This is a genomic window from Streptomyces sp. 8K308 (assembly GCF_004348315.1).
Classification (GTDB): Bacteria; Actinomycetota; Actinomycetes; order Streptomycetales; family Streptomycetaceae; genus Streptomyces.
The window spans coordinates 1-26,260 of the sequence record NZ_SMKC01000069.1 but is presented as its reverse complement, the minus strand read 5'-3'; the positions used below and the strand labels follow the sequence as shown (position 1 = coordinate 26,260).

The following is a 26,260-nucleotide window of genomic DNA, read 5'->3' as shown; positions in this document are numbered from 1 at the left end:
GGTGCGGCCTGGGGGGTGCTGCGGCTGAGCCGGGCGCTGATGGGCGACCAGCCGGACGCGGCCCAGCGGGGCGCCGACCTGGTGGGCGTGGCGGGGGCGGTGATCACGCCGATACCCGATGGGGGATATGGCGAGGTCCTGCTTGACGTCGCGGGGCTGCGGACCAAGTACGCGGCGCGGAGCCGGCGGGCCATGCCGGTGGGCGCCGAGGTCTGGGTGGTGGACGTGCTGTCCGCGACGTCGGTCGAGGTGCGCGCGGTCGAGCGCTGACCGCCAGGGCGCCCGGTGGCGCGCGTGGGGGCACGTGCGGGGGTGCGTACACCGCCGGCCGCCGGTCGATCCGGGCGAGTCCCGAGGGGGGATCCAGGGGGATCCGGAAGAGAAGAGGCACTCATGAGTACTGTCGTCATGTCCGCCGTGGGGGTGGTCGTCCTCCTGCTGCTGCTCGGCCTGCTGGTCGTCTCGCGCTACAAGGTGGCGGGGCCGAGCGAGGCGTTCGTCGTCACCGGGCGGGTCTCACGCGGCGCCGGCGGCCAGAAGGTCGTGGTCGGCTCCGGCGTGTTCGTGGTGCCGCTGGTGCAGCACCGCCACGTGATGGACCTGTCGAGCCGGCACATACCGGTCGCGGTGCGCGGCGCGGTCACCCTGCGCGGGGTGAAGGTGGACCTGGACGGGGTGGCCATCGTCAAGGTCGGCGGCACCGAGACCGCCATCCGCTCGGCCGCCCAGCGGTTCCTGCGCCAGCAGGAGGGCGTCGTGCCGTTCACCCAGGAGGTGCTGTCCGGCGCGCTGCGCGCGATCGTCGGCCGGATGTCGGTGGAGGAGGTCATCAGGGACCGGGCCGCGTTCGCCGCCCAGGTCGCGGAGGAGGCCGAGGCCAGCCTCTCCGGGCAGGGCCTGGTGCTCGACACCTTCCAGATCCAGGACATCGCGGCCGAGGGCAGCTACCTCGCCGACCTCGGCCGGCCCGAGGCCGCCCGGGCCAGGCAGGACGCGGACATCGCCGAGGCCGAGGCGCGGCGCACCGCCGAGCAGGCGCGGCTGCGGGCCGAGGAGGAGATAGCGATCGCCCAGCGCACGCTCTACCTGCGGCAGGCCGAGATCAAGGTGGAGACCGAGGCGGCCGCCGCCAGGGCCAACGCGGCGGGGCCGCTCGCCGAGGCGGCCAGGCGCCAGGAGGTGCTGGCCGAGCAGGAGAAGGTGGCCGTCAGGCAGGCCGAGTTGACCGACCGGCAGCTGGACACCGAGGTGCGCAAGCCGGCGGACGCCCAGCGCTACCGGGCCGAGCAGGAGGCCGAGGCCCGGCGGATCGCCGAGGTGGCCGCGGCGCGGGCCGAGGCGGAGCGGGCCAGGCTGACGGGTGAGGGCGAGAAGCAGCGCCGTGCCGCGCTGGCCGAGGCACACCGGTTGGAGGGCCAGGCCCAGGCCGCGGCGATCGCCGCCGTCGGCGCCTCGGAGGCCGAGGCGATGCGGCGCAAGGCCGAGGCCTTCGCCGGATACGGGGACGCCGCGGTGCTGCAGATGCTGGTCGAGGTGCTGCCGCAGGTGGTGGCCAAGGCGGCCGAGCCGCTGTCCGCGATCGACAGGATGACCGTGATATCCACCGACGGCGCGGGCCGGCTACCGCGCGCCGTGGCGGACAACGTGACCCAGGGCATGGAGCTGCTCGCCTCGACGACGGGCGTGGACGTGGCGGCGCTGCTGTCCCGCCTGGCGGCGGGCTCCCCCGCGGGGAGCGAGGCGGACGGCGCGGGCTCCCCCGCGAGGAGCGAGGCGGAGAGGGCGGCGACGTCCTCCGACCGGCTCGGCCTGGCGGCCGAGCGCATCGAGGTCTCATCGGAGGCGTGACCGGCTGTCGGGCCGCGGACGCTCCGCGAGGGGGGCGGCCGCGGCGAGGCGGGTCGGCCGACGACGGTCGCTCCGCCCGGCGTGGTCAGAAGTCCCGGGCCGGCCAGTCGAGGAGGCGGGCCCCGATCACGGCGGTCTGCAGCGTGTAGCGCTGGAGCGGATCGGCCGGGTCGGAGCCCGTCAGGGCGTGGATGCGTTCGAGCCGGTAGGTCAGGGCCCGGACGCTGAGGGAGAGCCGGCGGGCGGCCTCGGCGGCCACACAGCCGGCGCCGAAGTAGACGTCGAGGGTGCGGACCAGCGGTTCCGCGCCGCCCCGTGCGGCGGAGAGCGGCCCGAGCACCGTGCTCACCAGGTCGGCCATCGCCTCCCGGTCCCTGGTGAGCACGGGGAACACCAGCAGTTCGGCGGCGCGCAGCACCGCGCCCTCGATGAGGGCCCGGTCGGCGAGTTCCAGGGCGCTCAACGCCTCCTCGTAGGACTGCACCACCCCGCCAGAGCCGGGGTGCGGTCGGCCGAGCGCTATCCGCAGCCGCTCCTCGTCCCCGCCGGCGACCTGCATCCGGTCCGCGAAGTACTCGAGGACCTCGGGGCGGTGCCCTGGCGCGATGCAGACCAGCCGGCCGTCCTTGGTGGTCAGCAGCACCTCTCGGACGCCGAACCTGCCGACCAGCGCGTCGTCGACGCGTCTGGTGACCACGTGGGCCTCGTCGTAGGGGCCGGCCGCCTGGGCCACCGCGACCGCGTGGGTGTGCGCGAGGCGCAGCCCGTACCGCTCGGCCCTGGCGGAGATGCTGCCCGGCTCTCCCCTGCCGTGCAGCAGGTCGTCGATGAACTCGCGGCGCGCCGCCTCGTCCCGCCGCACCGCGAGCAGCTGCGCCCGCTCGAAGCCCTCGGCCAACGCGTCGACCGCCTGTTCCGCGGCGGCCAGCACGCCCTCGGCGGTCAGCCCGACCTGGCGGACGCCACGGGCACCGGTCACCCCTGGCAGCTCGGGCCACAGCGTGCGGGTGGCGGCCAGATGGACGCGCACCAGCTCGCGCAGCGGCAGGCCGTCCCGTGCCGCGCGCTCGCCGAGCGCCCGGCGCGCGCGCAACTCGTCTCTGGTGAGCCGGCGGCCGGTCGCGGAGACCTCGGCGAGGATCTCCGCGTACCCGTCCAGAAAGTCGTCCAGTATCGCGTCCAGTCCCGCGGCCACGTCGCCCTCCTCGGAATGCCGGCGGTTCTCCCCCGGGCAACGATGCCATCAGCGCGGGCGCGGCCGGTCAGCCGGCTGCCGGCTCCGGCGCCGGGACGCACTCGAAGAGGTACTGGCCGCCGGTCAGCGGGACGACGGAGAGCGGAGTGAAGCCGGCGGTTGCGAGCAGCCGGCGCATGTCGGCCTCCGCGATGCCGCGGGTGCCCGACTCGCAGATCACCATCTGGGACAGCACGTGTGGGGCGGCGAGCTCCGCCTCGAGCATGGGCTCGATGGCCAGCAGCCTGGCCGTCGGGTTCCCCGCCATGGCGCGGCGGATCACGGTCAGGGCGCGGACTTGCCGCTCCATGGGCCAGTCGTGCAGCACGTTCTTGATCAGGTAGCGGCCGGCGCCGGCCGGGATCTCGGTGAAGATGTCGGCCGGTTCGAACGAGATCCGGTCGCCGGCCGGACGCGGCCGGCGACGGGCGCGCTCGCAGACGCTGGGCCGGTCGACGCACACCCCGCGCAGCGTCGGGTGCGCGTCGAGGACGCGGCCGAGCATGGTGCCGTCCCCGCCGCCGACGTCGACCACGGTGCGGACGCCGGAGAAGTCGTACACCGAGGCGAGCTGGTCCGCGACCGGGCGGCACAGCTCGGCCATCGAGGCGTCGAAGACGCGTTCCTCCTCCGGGCTGGCCGTCAGGTGCTCGTAGAGCGAGCGACCGAAGACCTCAAAAAAGGCGGACTCGCCCGTCCTGACGGTGGTCGCCAGGGCGCGGAACGCGTCGTCGTAGGTCTCGGCGATCAGCATCACCGTGTTCCGCAACGAGTCGGGGTGGTCGGAGCGCAGCACCGCGGCGTCGTCCGTGAGCCGGTAGGCGCCGTCCGCCTCGCGCCGCAGGACGCCGGCAAGCGCCAGGGTGCCGAGGAGCACGTCGAGCGCCTCCGGGTGGCTCTCGGTGCGCTTGGCGAGCTCGCCCGACGACAGCGGCCCAGCGGCGAGCAGGTCGGCGATGCCAAGACGGGCCGCCGCGGCCAGCGCACGGGCGATGGTGCCGCCGGCGGCCAACGCCAACATCTTGGGAACGCCATCCATTTTCCCCGCGCCCCCTCCCCGGACCGGCTGCTCGGGAGCGAGGGCCCCACCGGCCTGCCTGTGCGAATCCGCGCGCGTCTCCATGCGATGCCGCCACCCTCCGTCGACGTCTGCCGGTTCTTTCCGCCTGCTGGCTCCCCGTCCGCCTCGTTGGAAAATCGCATCGCACGCATCACCACCCGAAGGGGCGAAACGGAGGCGCACGCCGCCGCGCGCGCTCCGCTCGCCCCCCCGCACTCCCCTGAGTGCCCCTTGCCGCGACCCGCTACGGCCGGCGGCTCACTCGCTCACCGCCCAGCGCTGGTTGGCCCCCGAGTTCGGCGGCCAGGTGGTGACCGGCGAGTTGTCCGCCGTGGCCTGGCCGCCGACCTCGAGCAGGTTGCCGGTGGCCGCGTTGACGAACGTCCAGGTGCCGTCCCCCGTCGAGGAGGCGATCCACTGGGCCGCGCGGTCCGGCCGGCCGCGGTCCCGCTCCAGGACCGGCGCGCCGACGCGCTCCGCGAGCCGCCGCCCGTCGACCGCGCTGGTCACCACGTAGCGCTCGCCACGCCGCTCGACCCGCCAGAGCTGGTCCTGGCGCGACTCGTCCGCGGTGCGGATCACCACACCCGTACCGTCGTCCGAGACGGTCAGCGCCCGGCCGCTCTGCACCCCGCCCAGGCGGTACTCGTGGCCCGGCTGGAACGCGGCGGCGTCCCCGGCGACGCCGGAGACCCCGTCCACGACGAAGGTGGTGACGGAGTCGGCCGGCACCGTGTAGCTGGCCGCCCGGTCGGTGACCCGGATCGGGTCCTGCTCGACGAGCGCGCCGTCCGCGCTGGTCACCACGGGCGTCACCGTGGCGTCCCGGGCGACGCGGCCGAACGCGGACAGGTCGAGGGTGACCTCGCGCGCCACGTCGCCGTCGTTGACGTGCACCACGGTCGCGCCGCGGCCGTCGGCCGAGACGGCGGCGGTGCTCGCGGGGTCGTCCACCTGCACGAGGCGGTCGCCGGGCTCGATGTAGTGGGTGAAGTTCCGCGCGGTGTTGAACTTCTGGTTGGTGTAGATCGGGCAGGACTCCAGGGTGTCCTCCTCCGTGCAGCTGAACGACAGCTGGATGCTGCCCCAGTTGCCGCCCCGCTCCGACTCACCCCCCGGCCTCATGTTGTCGTAGTCCTCCACCGGCTGCCAGAACACCCAGGCGCTCGGCTCCAGTTCACGCAGGTCGTCGACCATGTGCCGGGCCAGGCCGAGACCCGGTTGCATGGACTCGAAGTCCTGGCCGTCGCCCCAGTCGCCCTCGACCTCGCTCATCCACAGCGGGGTCTCGGCGGCCTTGGCCAGGTCGCGCACGGTGGTGCGGGAACCGGTGCCGTAGGTGTGCACGTTCAGCTGCTCGACCAGCTCCCGCACCTCGCTCGGGTAGGCCGCCCAGTTCCGGGCGAACGTCCCCGGGTTGGTCTCGTCCATCGCCGCGATCACCGCGTCGGTGCGGGTGCCACGGGAGTCCAGCTCCTCGGCCAGCGCGCGGATCACCTGCTGCTGGAGCTCGGGGCCCATGTGGGCGCCCTCCTGCCGTCCGCCGACCGGCTCGCCGTCCTCCCCCAACCGGGTTCCCCAGTACGGGGTGTTCGGCTCGTTAAAGGGATCGATGGTGTCGACGTCGATGCCGTGCGCCCGCTCCAACCGGTCGACGGCGCCCACCAGGTAGGCGGCGAAGTCGTCCACCGAGTCGGTGCGCAGTTGGTCGGCGCTGGAGTCGAAGCCGCCCGAGACGTAGCCGCTGACCGTCATGAACCAGGGCGGCGAGTTGCTGAACGCCTCCCAGTGGTCGATGTCGTCCTTGATCCGGTCCACCCACCACCGTTGGGTGGCGTCGGCGTCCGGGTTCCAGTCGGCCGGGTCGTCGGCCGACCACCAGTCGATGTCGTCCCGGGTCGTGCCCTCGGGCGCCCGCCACCAGCCCTCGACGGCGCCGCCGGCCCTGAGGTAGTCGGTGACGTCCGGCGCGTTGCCGCCGCCGACGTTGTAGCGGGCGATGTTGAGGTTGAGCCCGTCCTCGCCGAAGACGAGGTCGGCCAGCTCCTCCCTGATCTCGTCGGGGTAGTCGCCGGTGGCGTTGGCGAACCAGACCAGGCTGGTGCCCCAGCCCTCGAACGCGTCGCCCTGGTAGGAAGGGTTGGGGCGGATGGTGACGTGGTCCGCGGCGTCGACCGACTCCTCCGCACCCGCCTGACCGGCGGCGAGGCCGCTCACGGTCAGCACGGAAGCGCCGAGGCAGCAGATCAGCCGGTGGGCTCTGACGGGTCTCTTCACCGGGCTCCTCCGACGATGCCCCGGCCTGCGGGCCGGGGAGGAATTGGGCTCCTGCGGAGCAGGGCAGGAAACGGGGTTTCGCCGTCAGGGCGAGAGACCGTCCGCAGGAGCGGGTAAGCCGCAAGCTGTGCGTTGCGAGAACCAGGCGCGCACGCGGTGCCGGTCGAGAGCCTGGACGGCACACCCGAGCTTCCCTCAACGATCCGGGCAGGTTCCGTCCCGGCTGGTGTTGAGGGAGTAAGACCTTGTGGGTCGCTGGCCTGTGGGGCTTCCTGAGCTGGGAATCCTCCTGCTTCAGGTGGGGGAGGGTTCAACACTGAACGTCCCTTCGTTGGGTGGGACGGTGGCGCGGAGCCGCGCCACCGGTCGCGACCGCCCTACCGTCGGAGGACGGTCACGCCCCGGGGCGCGAGGGGGAGGGAGCCGGTCAGCGGCTCGCCCGCGACGCCCGGGAGTTCGACCTCGTGATCGGTGCGGTTGATCAGGAACCAGTACTCCGCGCCGTTCTGGTGACGGATGGTCAGCTCGACCTCGCCCCGTGTCGTGCCCGGCAGCTCACCGGTGACGCCGGCCTCGGCCAGCAGCCGGGTGAGCACTCCGGTCAGGCCGCCGGCCCCGAGCCGGGTGGAGACGTAGGCGGCCGAGCCGCCGCCCGGCACGGCCCGGCGGGTGATGGCCGGGCGGCCGGCCTGCGGGCCGGTGCGGTAGCCGGCGAGCACCTCGACGGCGTCCTCGTCGGTGACGGTGATCTCGTCCGTCCACAGCGTGCCGGTCGTGCCGTCGTCGAGCTCGACCGACTCGCCGTCGAACAGCGGCCCGAACTCCTCGACGCGGATACCGAGCAGGTCGCGCAGCGGACCCGGGTAGCCGCCGAGCCAGGCGTGTTCGTTCTCGTCGACGACGCCGGAGAAGTAGGTGGTGACGAGGTGCCCGCCGGCCTCCGCGAAGCGCGTGAGCTCCTTGGCGAGTTCGGCCGGCAGCACGTGCAGCACGGGCGCCACCACCAGCTCGTAGCGGTCGAGCGCGGTGCCGGTGGGCACCACGTCGACGCGCACGCCGAGGGCGAGGAACGCCGAGTACCAGTCCAGGGCCTCCTGCCGGTAGCGCAGCAACTCCGTGGGGTGCGAGTCCTGTTCGCTGACCCACCACGACTCCCAGTCGAAGAGGATCGCGGCCCTGGCCGGTCGGCGCCCGGACCCGGCGACCGGCGCCAGGTCCTCGCGCAGCACCCGGCCGAGTTCGACGACGGCGCGGAACACGGCGCTGTCGCTGCCGGCGTGCGGGACCATCGCCGAGTGGTACTTCTCGGCGCCGGCCGCGGACTGCCGCCACTGGAAGTAGCAGACGGCGTCGGCCCCGTGGGCCAGGTGCAGCAGCGAGTCGCGGGCCAGCTCGCCGCGCCGCTTGGCACGGTTGACCGGCTGCCAGTTGACGGCGCTCGTGGAGTGCTCCATCAGGAACCACGGCCGCCCGCCGGCCAGGTTGCCGACCAGGTTGGCGGAGAAGGACAGCTCGTCGAGACCCTGCGGCCCCGGGTGCACGTAGTGGTCGTTGGAGACGAAGTCGACCTCGCCGGCCCAGTCGGCGTAGTTCATGCCCTTGGTCTCGCCCATCACCATGAAGTTGGTGGTCACCGGCACCTCGGGGGTGATCCCGCGCAACACCTCGCGCTCGGCCCGCAGGTGGTCCTTGAGCGCGTCCGATGAGAACCGCTTGAAGTCCAGCTGCTGCGTCGGGTTGGGGTGCGAGGCGGCGAGCCTGGGCGGCAGCACCTGCGCCCAGTCGGTGTAGCGCTGGGACCAGAAGGCCGTGCCCCAGGCGTGGTTGAGCGCGTCGAGGTTCTGGTAGCGGCCGCGCAGCCAGGCGCGGAAGGCCGCGGCCGCGTCGTCCGAGTAGTCGTAGATGTTGTGGCAGCCGAGCTCGTTGTTGACGTGCCAGGCGGCCAGCGCCGGGTGTTCCGCGTACCGCTCGGCGAGCGCGGTGACCAGGCGCAGCGCGTGCTCCCTGAACACCGGGGAGGTGGGCCGCCAGTGCTGGCGGGCGCCAGGCCACAGGGTCTCGCCGGTCCTGGTGACCGGCAGCACCTCCGGGTGCGCGGTGGTCAGCCACGGCGGCGGTGAGGCGGTCGCGGTGGCGAGGTCGACGGCGACGCCGTTCTCGTGCAGCAGGTCCATCACCTCGTCGAGCCAGGTGAAGTCCCAGGTGTCCGGGCCGGGTTGGAGACGGGCCCAGGAGAAGATGGCGAGGGAGACGATGTTGACGCCGGCCTCCCGCATCAGCCGGACGTCCTCCTGCCACACCTCGCGCGGCCACTGTTCCGGGTTGTAGTCGGCGCCGTAGCCGAGGCGGGCCCCGGGCGTTGGCCAGCGCAGCCAGTGGGGCGAGCGGGCGGTGGTCATCGTTCTCCTCGGGGGACGCTGAGTTCGTGGGGCGGACTGGGTAGGGCATGACAAGGCCGGGTGGAGGGGCCGGCCCGGCCCCTCCACCCGTGCGTGGCGCGTGCTACTCGGTCATGGAGAAGCCCTGTTCCTGGCCGTAGGCGATCAGCCGCTCCTGCCAGTCCGCGAGCCCCTCGGCGAGGGTGGTGCCGGAGACGTACGCCTGGCCTGCGGTGTCGTTGAAGATGGAGTTCGCGTAGACCTGGTACGGCAGGTACGACCAGCCCTCGACGACGTTGGCGGCGGACTCGGCGAAGATCTGGTTGGCCTGCTGGCCGCCGAAGTACTCGAACTCGGCGTTGAGGAACTCCTCGGACTCCAGGTCGGCGACGGTGGCGGGGAAGGCGCCCTCGGCCAGCCTGGTCTGAACGCCGTCGCCGGCGTTGGCGTACTCGATGAAGGCGTAGGCGAGTTCCTTGTTGGAGCTGGCCGACGGGATGGTGAGCGCGCTGCCGCCGTTCTCGGCGCTTGCGGTGCCACCCTCCTCCCACTGCGGCAGCGGGGCCACCCGCCAGTCGCCGGACGCGCCGGGCACGCCGGACTCGAAGTTGGCGGGCATCCAGGCGCCGACGTTCAGCGTGGCGATGGTGCCGTCGGACAGGCCCTGGTACCACTCGTCGGTCCAGCCGCTGATGTCACTGACCAGGCCCTCGTCGATGAGCTGCTGCCAGGTCTCGGCAAACTGCTGGGACGCGGCGTCGCCGGTGAGGTCGATGCCGACGTTGGTGCCGTCCACGGTGAAGGGCTTGCCGCCGGCCTGCCATATGGCGCTGGTGGTGAAGCCGGGGTCGCCGGTGTCGGACGTGATGTACACGTTCGGGTCGGCCTCGTGCAGGTCACGGGCGGCCTGCACGTACTCGTCCCAGGTGGTGGGCACCTCGACGCCGAGGCGGTCGAAGACGGACTGGTTGTAGAACATGGCCATCGGGCCGGAGTCCATGGGCAGGCCGTAGATGCCGTCGCTGCCGGCGTGCACCGCGTTCCACGGGCCGGGGGTGTAGGTGCCCTCCAGGTCGGAGGCGCCGAAGGAGGACAGGTCGGTGAGGTTGTCGGCGATGGCGTACTGGCCCAGCGCGAAGTACTCGATGTGCGCCACGTCGGGCACCCCGCTGCCGGCCTCCATGGCGTTGCTGAGCGCGGTGTACTGGTCGTTGCCAGTGCCCGCGTTGACCAGGTTGACCGTCACGTTGGGGTAGGCCGCCTCGAAGTCCTCGACGACCGATGTCAGGGTGGGCTCCCAGGCCCAGACGGTGATCTCGCCGCCCTCCTCGAGGGCCGCCTGGACGTCGTCGGGCGAGGAGCCGCCGCCGGAGCCGCCGTCGTCATCGGAGCCGCAGGCGGCCAGTCCGAGGGTGGCGATCGCGAGCACGCCGGCAAGGGCGGTGCCGCGCCGCAGGTGGCGCTTGGTGCTGGTCATCGTGGTCACTCACTTCGTTGTCAGACCCGGAGGGTGGAAAGGAGGGGGTGGAGCCGGGGATCGTAGGGACGAGGGAATCGGTGGGGCGGCGCGGGGCCGGGTCCCGCCGGTCACTCCTTGACGCTGCCGGCGGCCAGACCCGACTGCCAGTAGCGCTGGAGCAGGAGGAACGCGGCGATCAGCGGCAGGATGGTGAGCAGCGAGCCGGTGATCACCAGGTTGTAGATGACTTCGCCGCCGGCCGTCTGCGCCTGCGCGCTCCACGAGTTGAGGCCGAGGGTCAGCGGATACCAGTCCGGGTCCTTGATCATGATCAGCGGCAGGAAGTAGTTGTTCCAGGTCGCGACCATGGTGAAGAGCAGCACGGTGACGATGCCGGGGGCCAGCAGGGGCAGGGCCACCTGGAAGAAGGTGCGCACCTCGCCCGCGCCGTCGATCCTGGCCGCCTCCATGAGCTCGGTGGGGATGGCCTCGGAGGCGAAGACCCACATCAGGTAGAGGCCGAAGGGCGAGATCAACGACGGGATGATCACGGCCCAGGGGGTGTTGGTGAGCCCCATCTCGCTGAACATCAGGAAGGTGGGGACGGCGAGCGCCGTGCCGGGCACCGCGACCGCGCCGATGATGACGGCGAACACGGCGCGCCTGCCGGGGAAGTCGTGCTTGGCCAGCGCGTAGCCGCCGAGCACGGCCAGGAAGGTGGCGCCGCCGGCACCCAGCGCCACGTAGAGCAGGGTGTTCAGCAGCCACCGGGTGAACATGCCGTCGTTGTAGGTGAAGGTGTCGGCGATGTTGCTGAACAGGGCGAAGTCGCCGTCGAACCAGAGGCCGAAGGAGTCGAAAAGCCCGGCCTGGGTCTTGGTCGAGTTGAACAGCAGCCAGGCCAGCGGGACCAGCGTGTAGAGCAGGACCAGGCCGGTCAGCAGGGTGAGCAGCAGGCTACGACGGGGCCTGTCACGGCTGTGCCGCTGGGGGCGCAACCGGACGGCGGCGCGGCGGGGGGTGCCGTCGCGGGTCGCGGAGACGGTGGTAGCGGGGGCGGAGGCGCTCATCGCCGGATCACGCTTCCTTTCGCATGCCGCGGAGTTGCACGACGTAGGCGATGACCATGGTCAGCAGGCCCATGACGATCGCGACCGTGGCCGCGTAGTTGTGCTGTTGCCCGGAGAAGGCCAGCGAGTAGGTGAAGAGGTTGGGCGTGTAGTCGGTGGTGATCGCGTTGGGCGCCAGGTTCTGCAGGATGCTGGGCTCGTTGAACAGCTGGAAGGTCCCGATGATCGAGAAGATCGTCGCGATGACCAGGGCGCCGCGGATGGCGGGCAGCTTGATCGCGGTGATCACCCGGAGCTGGCTGGCGCCGTCGATCTCGGCGGCCTCGTAGAGGGAGTTCGGGATCACCCGCAGCGCCGAGTAGAAGATCAGCATGTTGTAGCCGACGAACTCCCAGGTGACGATGTTGCCGATGGAGGCGAGCACCAGGTCGGGCGAGAGCGGGTCTGGCAGCGAGACGCCGAAGGCGTCCTCGACGTTGCCGACCAGGCCGAAGCGGGAGCCGTACATGAAGCCCCACATCATGGTGGCGACCACGGCGGGGACCGCGTAGGGCAGGAAGATCACGACGCGGAAGAAGCTCTTGCCGTAGAGCCGACCGCTGTCCAGGGCCAGGGCCACCAGCAGGGCTATGAACAGCATGATCGGCACCTGGACGACCAGGAACAGGGACACCCGGGCCAGCGAGTCCCAGAACTGCGGGTCCTCCAGGGCGCGCTGGTAGTTGTCCAGGCCGACGAAGCTGTTGCCGCCGATGAGTTGGTCGCGGTAGAGGCTCAGGTAGATCGAGTAGGCGATCGGCGCCAGGAAGACGAGGGCGAAGACGGCCATGAAGGGGCCGACGAAGCCCCAGCCGATCCAGGAGCGCCTGCGCTGGGCCCGGCGCCCCGGGCGCCGGGACGCGGCACGTCCCGCCGTGGCCGGCGGCGACAACGTTGTCATGGATTTTCCTCGCTGCTCGTCCGGGTGTCCGCGCGACGGTGTTTGCGCAAACATCGGACGTGTGCGGATATGTACGCCCAGTATGTTTACGTAAACATCAATTTCGCGTGATGTTTACACTGCCCCCTGGGGGGCGTCAAGAGCTGAGAGGCCTGACGAGACCTACGTAATCAAACAGAGACGCGCAGACCCGCACAACGTGGCACGATGAGCGACAGCAACGGACGGGAGGACGGCTGGTGCACATCAGAAAGCGGCGAGTGTCCATGGCCGACGTCGCACGACTCGCCGGGGTCTCCTCGCAGACCGTCTCCCGGGTCTCCAACGGCCACCCCGGCGTGGTGGAGTCCACCCGCCAGCAGGTGCTCGCCGCCATGAAGGAGCTCGGCTACCGCCCCAACAGCGCCGCCCGTGCCCTGAAGCGCGGCGAGTTCCGCACCATCGGGGTCATCCTCTTCACCCTCGCCACCACCGGCAACGTCCGCACGCTGGAGGCCATTTCGGCCTCCGCCGCCGAAGAGGGCTACGCCATCACGCTGTTGCCGGTCGCCGTCCCCACCCAGGACGGCGTGCGCGGCGCCTTCACCCGCCTCGGCGAGCTCGCCGTGGACGCGGTCATCGCGATCCTGGAGGTCCACCTGCTGGACGCGGCGACCGTCTCGCTGCCGCCCAACGTCCAAGTGGTCGTGGTGGATTCGGACGCCGGCGACCGCTACAGCGTGGTCGACACCGACCAGGCCGGCGGCACCCGCGAGGCCGTGCGCCATCTGCTGGAACTCGGCCACCGCACCGTCTGGCACCTGGCGGGCCCCGAGGAGTCCTTCGCCGCCCAGCGCCGCGCCGCCGCCTGGCGCGCCACCCTCACCGAGGCGGGCCGCCCCGTGCCACCCCCGGTGCGCGGCGACTGGTCCGCCGAGTCCGGCTACCGGGCCGGCCTCCGGCTGGCCGAGGAGCCCGACTGCACCGCCGTCTTCGCCGCCAACGACCAGATGGCGCTCGGCCTGCTCCGCGCGCTGCACGAGAGGGGCCGCTCGGTGCCGGGCGACGTCAGCGTCGTCGGCTTCGACGACATCCCGGAGGCCAGCTCGTTCATGCCGCCGCTCACCACCATCCACCAGGACTTCGCGGAGCTCGGCCGCCGCTCCGTGGAGGGCGTGCTGCGCCAGGTGCGGGCCGACACGCTGGAACGCGGCACCACGCTCGTGCCGACCTGGCTCGTACGACGGGAGAGCACGGCCCCGCCGCCTGCGGGACGCGGCATCGAGTAGTTGCGTGGGCCCGGTGGGACTCGAACCCACGACACACCGGACCTAAACCGGCGCCCTCTAGCCAACTGGGGTACGGACCCGCAGCCCTACTCTACCGGCCGGGCCCACGTACCCCGCGCCGCCGGAGAGGCGCAGCGCGCGGGGCGCGCGTGGGTCGGCGTCTGGCCGTGGCAGGACGGACAGAGGTACCTGAGGTTGCTCAGCCGGTCGTCCCACGGCTCGCCGTTGATGTGGTCGATCTCCAACGCCAGCGGCCTGCCGCGCCAGCGATCGCCCGTTCCGCACACCACGCACTGGTAGGGCACCGACTTCTCCTGGAGCGCCCGATGGAGAAGAGACCGCCGTCTCCTCGATGCCCCTGCCTCGCGCCGCACAAGGATCTCGTCGGCGGAGAGCCGATTTCCCGGCGTCCGGCCACGGTTGTGCCCCCGCCCGGTGAAGTGGGCGGTGGATATCCCGTGCCGGGTGACCTCCCGCGTGACACGCGTGCGGTGCGCTGACGTGACGGGCGCCCGAGTGCGCGCAACGTGGCCGCGACACTGGCCGAGTTCGACACCGCCTCTCGCAGCCTCGCCTCGTCGATGGCGCGGTTCTCGGAGAAGTGCGAGATGTCGATGGTGAAATGTTCGGCGCGCCTCCGGAGATACGTGTAGACGGATCCAGACGTCGGAGCCCCGAGCCGGTCCGCCATCTCGCGCATGCTGCGGGATTGACCGGCTGCTTCACGCAGACTCTCCGCCGAGTACGACCGGCGCGGTCGCGGTGGCAGCGGCTCCTCCCGGAAGTGGCGCACGTCGATCCCGTGGTGTTCGAGTCGTCGCCTGAGGTACCGTGCCGTGCCGTGGTCCAATGGCCGTTCCAGGCGCCGCAGCAGGTCGACGAGGCTCGATGCCTGGCCCGCCACCAGGAGAAGGACCTCACGCGTCAACGGAGGTCGCGGACGCACTTCACTCCACCGCACCGGCGCGGCCACGCGCCCGGTATGTATCGGTCACCGCGTGGCAGTTGGGACACAGCGGGCGGAGGTTCTCCGGACGGTTGTCCCAGTACCGTGCGTTGATGTGGTCGACCTCCAGCCGCAACGGCCTGCCTTGCCACTCCGTCCCCTGACCACACTCGCAGCACTCCACCCTGACGCCCGCGCGAAGCAGCGCCGAAGTCGATCGCCAGGGGTACGCCGATCGACTGGAGCCCCCAGGGCCAGCGGGGACCTGCCTCGGCCTGCGATTCGCCTCCCGGGAGCCGCCCGCCGAGGTTGGAAGTGGGTGGTGTCGATGCCGAGGGCGCCGATGCGCCGCGCGATATGGGCGTGATTACCGCCTACCGGGCTGATACCGAGGCGGCGCACCACGTCCGCCACGCTCGAGGCCTCACGCACCACCGCGCGCAACCGGCGCTCGGTGTGCCTGAGCCCCTCCGCCTCCAGATGGGAGGCATCGATTCACCAGCGACGCAGCAGCGTGCGCAGATACGCCCGTGAGCCGGTGCTGGGCTTCCCGCCCAGCATGCTGACGACTTCGGACAACGACACGGCAGTACCGACGGCTCGCTCGACGGCTTCCCGGGTGTACCGAACAGACACATGCCCTCCCTCGACCGGACGTCGCTGGTCTCGCCCGGTCGCACTGACCAACGAGAAGGCGAAGGGCCGGTTGCGGTCACCACCCGGCGAGGCGGGTCAGGGTGTGAATGGCCAGGCCGGCCAGGGCGCCGATGATCGTGCCGTTGAGGCGGATGAACTGGAGGTCACGGCCGATGTGCAGCTCGATCTTGCGGGAGGTGGTGCGGGCGTCCCAGGAGGCGACCGTGTCGGTGATCAGCGCGGTGATCTCCTTCCGGTAGCCGGAGACGACGTGGACGGTCGCGTCCGTGACCCAGCCGTCCAGCTTGGCGCGCAGCCGCTCCTCGGTCGTCAGGCGGGCGCCGAGGGAGAGGATCGCGGCGCGGGCGCGCAGCCGCAGGGCGCTGCGTTCGTCCTCGGCCGCGGCCAGGATCATGGCGCGCACCGTGCCCCAGGCGGAGGCGATCAACTCCTGGATCTCGGGCCGGTGCAGCAGGTCGGCCTTGAGCCGCTCCACCCTGGCCCTGGTCTCCTCGTCCGTCTGGAGTTGGTGCGCGAAGTCGGTGAGGAAGCGGTCGAGGGCGGCGCGCGCCGGGTGTTCCCTGGAGTCGCGCATCTCGCCGGCGAAACGCAGCAGTTCGCGGTAGACGCGGTCGCCGATGCGGCGGTCGACGAAGCGGGGGGTCCAGCCGGGCGCGCCGCCCTCCACGGCGGCGAGCACGGAGTCACGGTGCTTGACCAGCCAGTCGTGTGCCTGGGCGCAGAGCAGGTCGACGGCACGGTGGTGGCCGCCGTCCGCGATGACGCGCTCCAGGACGCGGCCGAGTCCCGGCGAGATCTCCACCGCGTCCGCGCGGCGGGTGATGGCCTCCCCTATCACCGCCTGCACCTCGGCGTCGCGCAGCACGGTGAGGCCACCGCGCACGCCGGTGGCCAGCTCGGCGGTGACGCGGTCGGCGTTCTCCGGCCTGGCGAGCCAGCCGCCGAGCCGGCCCGCCAGGCCGATGGCCCGCAGCCGGGCCCTGACCACGTCCTCGGCGAGGAAGTTCTCGCCGACGAAGTCGCCGAGGGACTCGCCGAGTTGGTCCTTCCTGGTGGGGATGATCGCGGTGTGCGGGATGGGCAGCCCGAGCGGGTGCCTGAAGAGGGCGGTGACCGCGAACCAGTCCGCGAGCGCGCCGACCATCCCCGCCTCTGCGGCGGAGGCCAGGTAGCCGGCCCAGGCGCCGGCGCCGGCGTGCTCGGCCCAGGTGGCGAGCCCGTAGACGGCGGCCACGAGCAGCAGCAGCCCGGTGGCCACCGCCTTCATCCGCCGCAGGCCCCGCAGCCGCGCCTCGTCGCCCGGTGTGAGACGGCCGCCTGGCCGGGCCTCCCCGCTGCCGTCCACCAGCTTCGTACGATCTGCCACTCGTACATTGTCCCGGCATCCGTCCTGGTTTCCGCGCGTGACCGGTCCCTCACCCGGGCGGGTGAGCCGGGGTACTCCGACCGTGGGATCATGAGCGGGTGGGAGTGGTGAGTGGACGGCGGGCATTCGGCCTGTTGGCGGGGCTGATGGCCGTGGTTCTGGGGGTGCTGGTCGCGGTCGGCACCGGGCAGGACGCGTCGGGTGTCGGGGAGCGCGCCCAGAAGGTGATGCCGGAGTCGCACCCGACACGGAGCGTGACACCGGCGGCAGGCGCCGAGTGGGTGGGCACCTGGTCGGCGGCGCCCACAGGACCTGAGCCCGGCACGGAGGCGGGCCTGCCCGACCGGTCCCTGCGCAACGTGGTGCACACCTCGGTGGGCGGCGGCAGCGTGCGCGTGGAGCTGTCCAACCAGTACGGCGGCAGACCGGTCAGGTTCACCAACGTCACGGTGGCGCTCTCCGTCGGCGGCGGCCCGGGCGCGGTGCCGGGGAGCATGCGGCGGCTGACGTTCGGCGAGGGCACCTCGGTGCTCGTGCCGCCCGGTGAGCGGGTGCTCAGCGACCCCGTGCGGCTCGAGGTGGCGGCGGACTCGGACCTGCTGGTGACGGTGTACGCGCCGGAGGCGTCCGGGTCCGTGACCTACCACCGGATGGCCCAGCAGATCAGCTACGTGGCGTCGGGGGACGCGGCCGGTGAGGAGTCGGGCGCGTCGTTCACCGGGGTCGCCGAGGTCTGGCGGTACGTCAGCTCGGTGCAGGTGCTGAGCCAGTCGGCCGAGGGCTCGATCGCGGTGCTCGGCGACTCCCTGACGGACGGCATCACCTCGATGGTCGGCGCCAACCGCCGCTGGACCGACCTGCTGGCGGAGCGGCTGCGTACCGAGGCGGACGCGCCGCAGCTCGCCGTGCTCAACCAGGGCATCAGCGGCAACCGGCTGCTGCTCGACGGCGACCTGACCCGGCAGTACAACGGGGCAAGCGGGCTGCGCCGGCTCGGTCTCGACGTGGTGCAGCAGGCGGGGCTGCGCACGGTGGTGCTGCAGCTTGGCATCAACGACATCACGGCCCCACCGCAGCAGACGGACCCGGCGGCCATCGTGGCGGCGATGCGCCAGGTGACCGCCGAGGCGCACGCGGCCGGCCTGTGGGTGGTGGGTGCCACGCTGGCGCCGTTCGGCGGCCACCACACCTACACCCCGGAGCGCGAGCGGGTGCGCCAACTGGTGAACGCGGAGATCAGGTCGGGCGGCGTCTTCGACGCGGTGCTCGACTTCGACGCCGCGCTACGCGACCCGGCCTTCCCACAGTCGCTGCTGCCCGCCTACGACTCGGGCGACGGGCTGCACCCGAGCGACGCCGGCTACGCGGCGATGGCCCGCGCGGTGTCGTTGGCCGACCTGGTCAGGGACACCGAGGAGCAGGCGCTCTAGGCCCGGTCCGGGCCCGAACGCCGCGCCGGCCCTGGCCGCTCCTACGGGTGAGTCGGCAGGGCCGACCGGGTGACCGGCGGGCCGGGGCTCGGCGTCGCCGGCGCGCGGGTGCCCTAGACGGTCGGGTATGAGACGAGGACACCCCGACCGGCCGATGCCCTCGGCCGGGGCCAGGTGAGCCGATGAGGGACGGCGAGACGGGCGAGCGGCCCGGCGGTCGCGCGCCGCGCCGGCCGGTCTTGGCGTCGAGGGGCGGCGGTGGGTCGCCCCGCCGGGGCCGGCGCGCGCGGCCGCGCAGGCACGGGCTGCGGCGCCTGCTGCCCACCTGGCGGATGCTGTTCGCGGGCACCACGCTGTGCGTGCTCGGCGGCTCTGGGTCGCTGGTCGCCGCCTACCTGCTGGTGGACATCCCGGAGCCCCGGTCGACCGCGGCGGCCGAGGCGAACGTCTACCGCTACGCGGACGGCTCGCAGTTGGCGGTGGCCGGCGAGGTCAACCGGGAGAGCGTGCCGCTGTCCCGGGTGCCCGAGACCGTCAGGCACGCCGTGCTCGCCGCCGAGGACCGGAACTTCTACGACGTTCCGGCCGTGGACGTGACGGCGATGATCAGGGCGGCGTGGAACATGGTGCGCGGCGGCGAGAAGCAGTCGGGCTCCACCATCACCCAGCAGTACGTGAAGAACTACTACCTGGACCAGCGGCAGACCGTGAGCCGCAAGGTGAAGGAGCTGATCATCGCGGTGAAGCTGGGACGCGAGGTCAGCAAGGACGACATCCTGGAGGGCTACCTCAACACCAGCTACTTCGGGCGCGACGCCTACGGCGTGCAGGCCGCCGCCCGCGCCTACTACGACAAGGACGTCGACGAGCTCGACACGGCGGAGGGCGCCTATCTGGCCGTCCTGCTCAACGCGCCGAGCGCCTACGACGTGCGCACCAACCCGGACAACGAGCGGCGCGCGGTGGCCCGTTGGGAGTACGTGCTGGACGGGATGGTCTCGGAGGGCTGGCTCGCGCCCGAGCGGCGCGAGCGGCTGACGTTCCCCGAGCCGCGCGAGTTCAGGCCGGCCGACAGCCTGTCCGGGGAACGCGGCTACCTGGTGGAGGCCGTGCGGCAGCACCTGGTGGAGACCGGCGTGGTGAGCGAGGAGGAACTGGCCAAGGGCGGCTACCAGATCACCACGACGATCGACCCCGAGCGGCAGCGCGCGCTCACGCGGGCCGTCCACGAGCGGCTGCTCGACGGGCTCTCGGCCGACGAGCCGCCCGACTCCTACGCGCGGGTCGGCGCGACCTCGGTCGACGTGGCGTCCGGCCGGGTGGTGGCGATGTACGGCGGCCGGGACTACACCGAGCAGTTCGTCAACAACGCGACGCGACGCGACTACCAGGCGGCCTCCACCTTCAAGCCGTTCGTCTACGCGGCGGCGTTGCAGCACCGTGCGCGGACCGTGGACGGCAGGCGCGTGGGCCCCGACACCGAGTACGAGGGGGACAGCGGCCGCGAGGTCGTCGACCGGGAGGGCGAGGGCAGCGGCTGGGCGCCGGAGAACGAGAACGGCGAGGACTTCGGCACGCTGACGGTCGCCGAGGCGATGGACCGCTCGGTGAACGCGGTCTTCGCGCAGCTGGGCGCCGACGTCGGCCCGGCGAAGGTGCTCGAGACGGCCGTGGACCTCGGCATCCCCGAGACCACCCCCGGCCTCGACGGGGCGCGGGGCTCGATCTCGCTCGGCACCGCGACGCCGAGCACGCTCGACGTGGCCGAGGCGTACGCGACGCTGGCCGGGCACGGCACGCACCGGGACGCGACGCTGGTGGCCGAGGTCACCAGGGACGGGGAGCGGGTCGAGCTGCCGGAACCGCGGGCGGAGCGGGCGGTGTCCAGGGAGGCGGCGGACGGCACCACGGCGATGCTGGCGGGCGTGGTCCGCGACGGCACCGGTCGGGCCGCGGGCGAGGCGGGCCGGGACGCGGCGGGCAAGACGGGCACGGCGGAGGAGGACCGGGCCGCCTGGTTCGCCGGGTACACCCCGGAACTGGCCACCGTGGTCGCGGTGTTCGGGCAGGACCCGGAGTCGGGTGAGCAGCGGGAACTGTACGGCGTGGCGGGCCGGGAGCGGATCAGCGGCGGCGGCTTCCCGGCCGAGATCTGGGCCCAGTACACGCGGGAGGCGCTGGCCGGCGAGCCGAGGCGGTCGTTCGACCTGGCCGGCGTCGAGGAGGACGACGCCGAGCGGGACGGTTCTGAGTCCCCGTCGGCCGAGGAGTCGGGCGGTTCCGAGGAGCGGGGCGGATCCGGGCAGCGCACGGGCCCGGCCGAACCGCGGGAGCCCGAGCGGACCGGGCCGCCGCCCGGTGGCGAGTCCCCGGCGGGGACGCCGCCGGCCGGCACGCCGGGGCCCGGCGGGGGCGGCGGCGGCACGGGCGCGCCGGACGAGGCGCCGGGGCTACCACCGGCGGCCCTGCTGCCCGAGGGGTCCTACCGGGTGCGGGTGCCGGTGATCGGGGTCGTCGGCTTCGGCTAGTCGCCTTCGGACGGCGGATGTTGGGCCGGCGGCACTAGAGGTAGAGGCCGGTGGAGTCCTCGGTGCCCTGGAGGCGCTCGGCGGCGACGGCGTGCAGGTCGCGCTCGCGCATCAGCAGGTAGGACACACCGCGCACCTCGACCTCGGCCCGGTCCTCCGGGTCGTACAGCACGCGGTCGCCCGGCTCCACGGTCCGCACGTTCTGCCCGACGGCGACGACCTCGGCCCAGTCGAGGCGGCGGCCCACCTGGGCCGTCGCGGGGATCACGATGCCGCCGAGCGAGCGGCGCTCGCCCTCGGCGGAGTCTGCGCGGACCAGCACCCGGTCGTGCAGCATCCGGATGGGCAGCTTGTCGTGGGAGGGTGCGGAAGAGCTCACGTGATGACCGTATCTCAGGTGGGTGACGTCGGAACTACCGGCGTCGACGGCGGTTGGCCGCGACCAGCAGGCCCACGGCGGCGACCGTCAGAAGCGCCACCGGGATGAGGCGGTCGAGGCGTGGGGCGCCGTCCTCGGTGACGAACCGCGAACGCACGCCGGTTACGGTGCGGTTGACGGCCTCGACCGCCCGGCCCGCGGTGCGGTCGATGTTGGCCGCGGCCCGCGTCCGCAGCTCGTCCGCGATGGTGCTCGGGTGCACGCGCACCCCGATCTCGTCCAGCGTCCTGGCGAGGTTCTCCCGCCGCCGCGCGATCCGCGCCTCGATCTCCGCCGGTGTCGCCGGTGTCCCGGCTGCCTCGGTCACGCTGCCGCCCTTCGTCGTCGTCCGCTTGATCCGCTTGCTCGGCACAGTGTGTCAGCTCGATGCGCGGCGTGCCTGTCGGTCCCCCCGTTTAGGCTGGGTGGCGTACCAGCTCGCCAGTGAGACCGGCGAGCACGCGAGACACGAGGGAGCCGCCATGAGCGTGCGTCTGCAGCCGGGTGACCCGGCCCCGGCCTTCACCCTGCCCGACGCGGACGGCCGCCCGGTGTCGCTGGCCGACCACGCGGGTCGCAAGGTCATCGTGTACTTCTACCCGGCGGCCCTGACGCCGGGCTGCACCAAGCAGGCGTGCGACTTCACGGACAACCTGGAGCTGTTGGCCGGCGCCGGATACGACGTGATCGGGGTCTCCCCCGACAAGCCGGAGAAGCTCGCCAGGTTCAGGGAGCGGGAGGATCTGAAGGTCACGCTGGTCAGCGACCCTGACAAGGCGGTCCTCACGGCTTATGGTGCGTTCGGCGAGAAGAAGCTGTACGGCAAGACCGTCACGGGCGTGATCCGCTCCACCGTCATCGTCGACGGGGACGGCAAGGTGGAGCGCGCCCTGTACAACGTGAAGGCCACCGGCCACGTCGCCAAGCTCATCAAGGACCTCGCCGTCTCCGGTTCCGAGGGATGAAGCCCCGGAAACCCTGCGATGCGACGATCAGGTGAGTTCGACGAGATCGGCGATCGAGTCCACGACGTGGGTCGGCCGGAACGGGTAACGGTCGATGTCGGTCTTCCTCGTCAACCCCGTCAAGACGAGGAACGTCTCCATCCCGGCCTCAAGACCGGCCAGCACGTCGGTGTCCATTCGGTCGCCAACCATGGCGCTGGTCTCCGAGTGGGCCCCGATGGTGTTCAGGGCTGTCCGCATCATCAGTGGATTGGGCTTGCCCACGAAGTACGGCTCCTTCCCGGTGGCCTTCGTGATCAACGCGGCCACGGAGCCCGTCGCTGGCAGGGCTCCTTCAGGGGACGGGCCGGTGTTGTCGGGATTGGTGGCGATGAAGCGGGCACCAGCGTCAATCAGCCGGATCGCCTTGGTCAGCGCCTCGAACGAGTAGGTCCGGGTCTCCCCCAAGACCACGAAATCGGGCTCGGACTCACTCAACACGTAGCCGACATCGTGCAGCGCGGTGGTCAACCCGGCCTCGCCGATGACATAGGCCGTACCACCGGGGTGCTGGGTGTCCAGGAACTTCGCGGTGGCCAGGGCGGACGTCCAGATGTTCTCGACGGGTACCTGAAGCCCGATCCGAATGAGCCGGGCGGACAGGTCACGCGCCGTGTAGATCGAGTTGTTCGTGAGGACGAGGAAGGGCTTGCCCGACTCACGCAGGTTGTTGATGAACTCCGTGGCTCCCCGCACCGGGACGCCCTCGTGCATCAGCACCCCATCCATGTCGGTGAGCCACGAGTCGATGGGCCTGCGTTCAGTCATGGGTGAGGACTCCTGTCATGTGCGGACTGGTGCGGCGACCATGCTATTCCGCCGGGTACGGATCACTTCCATACGATCTCGATCAGATCAGGTCGGAACATGCCGCGCTGCGCCCCGCCCTTACCAGCGGGCTTGATCATCACGGCCTCGACACTTCGCATGATTTCTTGCCGCTTCATATCTGGGGTGTACGTCTCCCACTCTCGAAGAACACGCGCGGCGGCGAGACCAGCACACTCCGGCATCGCGGAGCCGCCACCCACCCGCTCCCTGTGCTGCCGCTCCAGATCTTCAAGCCGTCGGATCTCGCGTGCGAACTCCGCGAGTGAGAAGAGACCGTCGGCACGGAGCTGACGGGCCTCGGCCTTGTCGGCCTCGATCTGCCTCAGCGTCTCCTTGGCCCTCATCAGCTCGGGGTCGCCTGCTGCGGCATGGGGCACATCGCTCGCCCGCGTCCTGAGGTTATCGAGAAGGACCGCTTCGACGTGGTCCTCAACGGGCGGGCCGCTCCGCGAGAGCTTCCCGCAACCGCCATCCGCCTTGCGACAGTAGTAGTAATACCCGTACTTCTCGCAGCTGGCGGTCCCTCGCGCGTACACCCCGGAAGACAGCCCGTTCCCGCATCGGGCGCAGCGAGCGATGCCGGTCAGCAGGCGCTTCGTCACCGTGCTCCCGGCCGTGCGCCCCTGCCCCGGGTTTGCGCGCGCGTCCAGCACGTCAATCAGCTCTCGCCACTCCGCAGGCTCGAAAATCGTCTCCCACCGCCCCTTGACCGGCGTTCCGTCCGTACGCTCGACCAGGTACTCAACGGGGTCTACTCGGCCCGACCGCTCGCGGACCTCCTGCGGAACGTACGAGCGGTACCCACAGAGACGAGGGTTTCGGAGCACGTACCGCACGCTGCTGTAGCTGATCGTCTTGCCTGGTGGAGTCTGTGGACCGCGCACGCCCTGCCGCACCCACTCCTGATGCACAGTCGCGAGCCTCTTCCCTCGAACCACATCCGCCCGGGCCTTTCTGAGAAGTTCGGCTTCCCGCTCGTCGATGTGCTCCGCGTCCTTCCAACCGAATGCACGCTGCCCCTTGTGAGGCTTCCCATCGGCGGCCTCGGCGAGCTTCTGTCGAGCGACGCGACGCGCGGCATCCGCGGAGAACTTGTTGGCGACAGTCACGTATACGCGAGCCTGGAAACGCCCCTCCGCGGTCGACAAGTCGCAGTCGTCCACGGTGGTAGCGAAGATCATCGGACGTCGGGCCTGTTCGTAGACGTCGATAAGACGTTCAAGGTCGCGAGGCTGACGTGCGATTCGATCGACGCTGTACGCCAGGACGCCGTGGATAACGCCTGCCCCAAGGTCGAGGATCAGCTGCTCGAAGCCCCTGCGCTTCACATGACGCTTGTACGCGGACGTGTCGTTGTCCTCGTAGATGCGGTGCACCCTGCACCCCACCAGCTTGGCCAACCCGACCACGTCCTCCTGCTGGCGGATGATTCCCGCACGCCCATCGCGTTCATCGCCGACGTATCCAACATCCGAGGTTCGGACATAGCCGCCCACCATAAGCATGTGTTGCCTCACCAGCCTCACCGTCACGAACAGGCCTCACTATACGTTTTTGAAGCACATGGAGGTTCAGGACGTACAGCTTTGAATCCGGCCCCCCGTCTGGGCGTGCTGCGGATGCGGCGGGGCGCGTGGCGAGGGACCTTCGTGGTACCGACCCGGAGGTTCCTGCCATGCGCATCGCCTTTCCCCTGAAGCTCACCCTGTGTGCGGCCGCCATGACGGTGGTGGCCGCGGGCACCGTCCTCGCCGCAGATCCCGAACCGCCGTCCGGGGCGGCCGAGGTGCGGGTGAGTCCGGCCGAGGCCGCGCCAGGCGACGAGGTGGAGCTGCGGGTGCGCGGCTGCGCCGGCGCCTCGGCCACGGCCGGCTCGGAGGGCTTCGTCGCCGAGGCCGTGCTGGCGCCGGCGACGGGCGGCGAGCTCTTCGGTGAGGCGCGGGTGCGGTCGACCCTGGAGCCGGGCGGCTACCCGGTGGAGGTGGAGTGCGCCGGCACCAGCCTCACCGGCCAGCTGACCGTCGTCGCCGCCGCCCCGCCGGGCGGCCAGCCGCGGCCCACCGCCGAGGAGCGGCCCGAGCGGCCCGCCCCCGCGCATCCGACCGGGCCGGTGGGCGCGGGCGGCGGCGGCACGGCCGGCGAGTCGTCGCCGGCCGGGGCGAGCGTGCCGACAGGACCGGCCGGACTGACCCTGCTCGCCGGCGGACTGCTCGCCTGCGGCGTGGTGTTCCTGGTTCGGCGGCTGCGCGGCGCGCGGCGGTGACGCGCGCCGGGGGCCGGCTGTTCCCGGTGCTCACCTGGACGCTGGTACTGCTCGGCATCTGGCTGTGGGCCCGGGACGTGACGGAGGGCCGACTGCCGCTCGGCGGCGTCGGCGTGCCCTGGGCGGTGGCGGACGGCGGCGCGGGACCGCCGCCGGCCCTGAGCCCGCTCGCGGGCTCCGCGCCGCCACGCACCCTGGAGATCGAGTCGCTGGGCGTGCGGGCCGACGTCGTGGAGCGCGGGATCGACGCCGCTGGCGGCGTCGAACCGCCGCCGTTCAGCAGCCCCGATCTCGTCGGCTGGTACGCCGGCGGGCCGACGCCCGGCGCGGCCGGCTCCTCGGTCCTGGTCGGCCACGTGGACACCGAGCGGGAGCCGGCCGTCTTCCACGCCCTCAGCACGGTGGAGCCGGGCGCCGAGGTCCTGGTCACCCGGGCCGACGGCAGCGTCGCGGAGTTCACGGTGCGGGGCGTGGACCTGGTGGAGCGCGCGGAGTTCGACGCCGAACGGGTCTACGGCCCGCAGGGAAGGCCGGGCCGAACGGACGCCGAGCTGCGGCTGATCACCTGCGGCGGCACGTTCGACCGCGAGCGGGGCAGCTACTCGGCCAACGTCGTGGTCACCGCGTACCTCACCGGGACGGAGCCGTGAGCTCCGCGAGCTCGCCCGCCAGCGCGCGGAAGGCGCGGCCCCGGTGGCTGATCGCGTTCTTCTCCGCCGGGCTCAGCTCGGCGCAGGTGCGGGTCTCGCCCTCCGGCTGCAGGATCGGGTCGTAGCCGAAGCCGCCGGCGCCCGCCGGCGCTCGCCGCAGGGTGCCGACCAGCCGGCCCTCCGTCACCCGCTCGGTGCCGTCCGGCAGCACCAGCGCGGCGGCGCAGGCGAAGTGCGCGCCCCGGTGCTCGTCCGGCACGTCGGCGAGCTGGGCGAGGAGCAGGTCGAGGTTGGCGCGGTCGTCGCCGTGCCGGCCGGCCCAACGGGCCGAGAAGATGCCGGGCGCGCCGCCGAGCACGTCCACGCAGAGGCCCGAGTCGTCGGCGACGGCCGGGAGGCCGGTGGCCTCGACCAGCGCGCGGGCCTTGAGCAACGCGTTCTCGGCGAAGGTGACGCCGGTCTCCTTCACGTCCCCCACCTCGGGGAACGCGTCGGCGCCGACGAGCTCCGTGGTGACGCCGGCGGTGCCGAGGATCGCCCGCAGCTCGGTCACTTTGTGGGCGTTGCGGGTGGCCAGTACGAGTCGCTCCATGCGCCTCATTATCGCTGCGGCGGGTTTCCCCCCACCCACCC

Annotated in this window: 22 protein-coding genes, 1 tRNA gene and 1 pseudogene; 8 read left to right on the top strand and 16 right to left on the bottom strand. The window is 72.1% G+C overall.

From position 1 onward, the window contains the following. Together E1265_RS37000 and E1265_RS13150 are read left to right on the top strand one after the other, a co-directional pair. A pseudogene (locus E1265_RS37000) lies at positions 1 to 270 on the top strand (hypothetical protein); the annotation flags it as partial. Between the two features lie 123 nt (positions 271 to 393). Then, positions 394 to 1,848, top strand: coding sequence for a flotillin family protein (locus E1265_RS13150; RefSeq protein WP_132930484.1), 1,455 nt, complete (start codon positions 394 to 396; stop codon positions 1,846 to 1,848). Between the two features lie 85 nt (positions 1,849 to 1,933). Here the strand turns inward: E1265_RS13150 and E1265_RS13145 are convergent, their stop codons facing one another. From E1265_RS13145 to E1265_RS13115, 7 genes are all read right to left on the bottom strand, one after another. Beyond that, positions 1,934 to 3,043: a helix-turn-helix domain-containing protein gene (locus E1265_RS13145; RefSeq protein WP_243740750.1), complete on the bottom strand. Its 1,110-nt coding sequence runs from the start codon at positions 3,041 to 3,043 to the stop codon at positions 1,934 to 1,936. A 67-nt stretch (positions 3,044 to 3,110) separates the two neighbouring features. Continuing rightward, positions 3,111 to 4,121 (bottom strand): methyltransferase, encoded by a 1,011-nt coding sequence (locus E1265_RS13140; protein ID WP_165953738.1) that lies wholly within the window; start codon positions 4,119 to 4,121, stop codon positions 3,111 to 3,113. A gap of 279 nt (positions 4,122 to 4,400) precedes the next feature. After that, entirely contained in the window at positions 4,401 to 6,419 is a 2,019-nt protein-coding gene (locus E1265_RS13135; protein WP_132930482.1) for a glycoside hydrolase, read from the bottom strand. Between the two features lie 377 nt (positions 6,420 to 6,796). Further along, positions 6,797 to 8,818 carry a beta-galactosidase gene (locus E1265_RS13130; RefSeq protein ID WP_132930481.1) on the bottom strand — a complete coding sequence of 674 codons (2,022 nt, stop codon included), beginning with the start codon at positions 8,816 to 8,818 and terminating at the stop codon, positions 6,797 to 6,799. A 103-nt stretch (positions 8,819 to 8,921) separates the two neighbouring features. Further along, complete coding sequence (locus E1265_RS13125) at positions 8,922 to 10,274, bottom strand: sugar ABC transporter substrate-binding protein (protein ID WP_132930480.1); 1,353 nt, start codon at positions 10,272 to 10,274, stop codon at positions 8,922 to 8,924. A 110-nt stretch (positions 10,275 to 10,384) separates the two neighbouring features. After that, positions 10,385 to 11,326: a carbohydrate ABC transporter permease gene (locus E1265_RS13120; RefSeq protein WP_132930479.1), complete on the bottom strand. Its 942-nt coding sequence runs from the start codon at positions 11,324 to 11,326 to the stop codon at positions 10,385 to 10,387. Between the two features lie 7 nt (positions 11,327 to 11,333). Further along, positions 11,334 to 12,266, bottom strand: a complete 933-nt coding sequence (locus E1265_RS13115; protein ID WP_132930478.1) for a sugar ABC transporter permease — start codon at positions 12,264 to 12,266, stop codon at positions 11,334 to 11,336. A gap of 266 nt (positions 12,267 to 12,532) precedes the next feature. Here E1265_RS13115 and E1265_RS13110 point away from each other — a divergent pair, with 266 nt between their 5' ends. Next, the gene (locus E1265_RS13110; RefSeq protein ID WP_132930477.1) at positions 12,533 to 13,534 is read left to right on the top strand and encodes a LacI family DNA-binding transcriptional regulator; all 1,002 of its coding nucleotides are present in this window, start codon (positions 12,533 to 12,535) and stop codon (positions 13,532 to 13,534) included. Positions 13,535 to 13,539: 5 nt separating this feature from the next. Here the strand turns inward: E1265_RS13110 and E1265_RS13105 are convergent. The 4 genes from E1265_RS13105 to E1265_RS13090 form a co-directional block, all read right to left on the bottom strand. Further along, positions 13,540 to 13,614: transfer RNA gene (locus tag E1265_RS13105), tRNA-Leu, on the bottom strand. A gap of 6 nt (positions 13,615 to 13,620) precedes the next feature. Then, positions 13,621 to 13,839 carry an HNH endonuclease signature motif containing protein gene (locus E1265_RS38955; protein WP_243740749.1) on the bottom strand — a complete coding sequence of 73 codons (219 nt, stop codon included), beginning with the start codon at positions 13,837 to 13,839 and terminating at the stop codon, positions 13,621 to 13,623. Positions 13,840 to 14,481: 642 nt separating this feature from the next. Next, the gene (locus tag E1265_RS40670; RefSeq protein WP_347877196.1) at positions 14,482 to 14,664 is read right to left on the bottom strand and encodes an HNH endonuclease signature motif containing protein; all 183 of its coding nucleotides are present in this window, start codon (positions 14,662 to 14,664) and stop codon (positions 14,482 to 14,484) included. 528 nt (positions 14,665 to 15,192) lie between these two features. Next, positions 15,193 to 16,482: a DUF445 family protein gene (locus tag E1265_RS13090; RefSeq protein WP_243740751.1), complete on the bottom strand. Its 1,290-nt coding sequence runs from the start codon at positions 16,480 to 16,482 to the stop codon at positions 15,193 to 15,195. Between the two features lie 167 nt (positions 16,483 to 16,649). Here E1265_RS13090 and E1265_RS13085 point away from each other — a divergent pair, with 167 nt between their 5' ends. Further along, positions 16,650 to 17,933 carry an SGNH/GDSL hydrolase family protein gene (locus E1265_RS13085; RefSeq protein WP_207931053.1) on the top strand — a complete coding sequence of 428 codons (1,284 nt, stop codon included), beginning with the start codon at positions 16,650 to 16,652 and terminating at the stop codon, positions 17,931 to 17,933. A 182-nt stretch (positions 17,934 to 18,115) separates the two neighbouring features. Continuing rightward, entirely contained in the window at positions 18,116 to 20,461 is a 2,346-nt protein-coding gene (locus E1265_RS13080) for a transglycosylase domain-containing protein (RefSeq protein ID WP_132930474.1), read from the top strand. A 34-nt stretch (positions 20,462 to 20,495) separates the two neighbouring features. Here E1265_RS13080 and E1265_RS13075 read toward each other — a convergent pair whose 3' ends face one another. Then, complete coding sequence (locus E1265_RS13075; RefSeq protein WP_132930487.1) at positions 20,496 to 20,798, bottom strand: co-chaperone GroES; 303 nt, start codon at positions 20,796 to 20,798, stop codon at positions 20,496 to 20,498. Between the two features lie 76 nt (positions 20,799 to 20,874). Next, positions 20,875 to 21,207: a DUF3618 domain-containing protein gene (locus tag E1265_RS13070; RefSeq protein ID WP_132930473.1), complete on the bottom strand. Its 333-nt coding sequence runs from the start codon at positions 21,205 to 21,207 to the stop codon at positions 20,875 to 20,877. Between the two features lie 154 nt (positions 21,208 to 21,361). Between E1265_RS13070 and bcp the strand changes: the two genes are divergently transcribed. Next, complete coding sequence (gene bcp, locus E1265_RS13065) at positions 21,362 to 21,844, top strand: thioredoxin-dependent thiol peroxidase (RefSeq protein ID WP_132930472.1); 483 nt, start codon at positions 21,362 to 21,364, stop codon at positions 21,842 to 21,844. 27 nt (positions 21,845 to 21,871) lie between these two features. Here bcp and E1265_RS13060 read toward each other — a convergent pair whose 3' ends face one another. Both E1265_RS13060 and E1265_RS13055 read right to left on the bottom strand, forming a co-directional pair. Further along, on the bottom strand, positions 21,872 to 22,651 hold the full coding sequence (locus E1265_RS13060) for an HAD-IIA family hydrolase (RefSeq protein ID WP_132930471.1): 780 nt from the start codon (positions 22,649 to 22,651) through the stop codon (positions 21,872 to 21,874). Positions 22,652 to 22,713: 62 nt separating this feature from the next. Then, positions 22,714 to 24,246, bottom strand: a complete 1,533-nt coding sequence (locus E1265_RS13055) for a recombinase family protein (RefSeq protein WP_243740748.1) — start codon at positions 24,244 to 24,246, stop codon at positions 22,714 to 22,716. A gap of 143 nt (positions 24,247 to 24,389) precedes the next feature. Here E1265_RS13055 and E1265_RS13050 point away from each other — a divergent pair, with 143 nt between their 5' ends. Beyond that, entirely contained in the window at positions 24,390 to 24,977 is a 588-nt protein-coding gene (locus tag E1265_RS13050; RefSeq protein ID WP_132930470.1) for a hypothetical protein, read from the top strand. Next, a complete protein-coding gene (locus E1265_RS13045) occupies positions 24,974 to 25,627 on the top strand; it encodes a class F sortase (RefSeq protein WP_243740747.1) in 654 nt (217 codons plus the stop codon). Before E1265_RS13050 ends, E1265_RS13045 begins: the two co-directional genes overlap by 4 nt. Here the strand turns inward: E1265_RS13045 and rdgB are convergent. Continuing rightward, positions 25,608 to 26,219 carry an RdgB/HAM1 family non-canonical purine NTP pyrophosphatase gene (rdgB, locus tag E1265_RS13040; protein ID WP_132930469.1) on the bottom strand — a complete coding sequence of 204 codons (612 nt, stop codon included), beginning with the start codon at positions 26,217 to 26,219 and terminating at the stop codon, positions 25,608 to 25,610. The two genes, E1265_RS13045 and rdgB, sit on opposite strands and share 20 nt — an antisense overlap. Between the last annotated feature and the right edge of the window lie 41 nt (positions 26,220 to 26,260).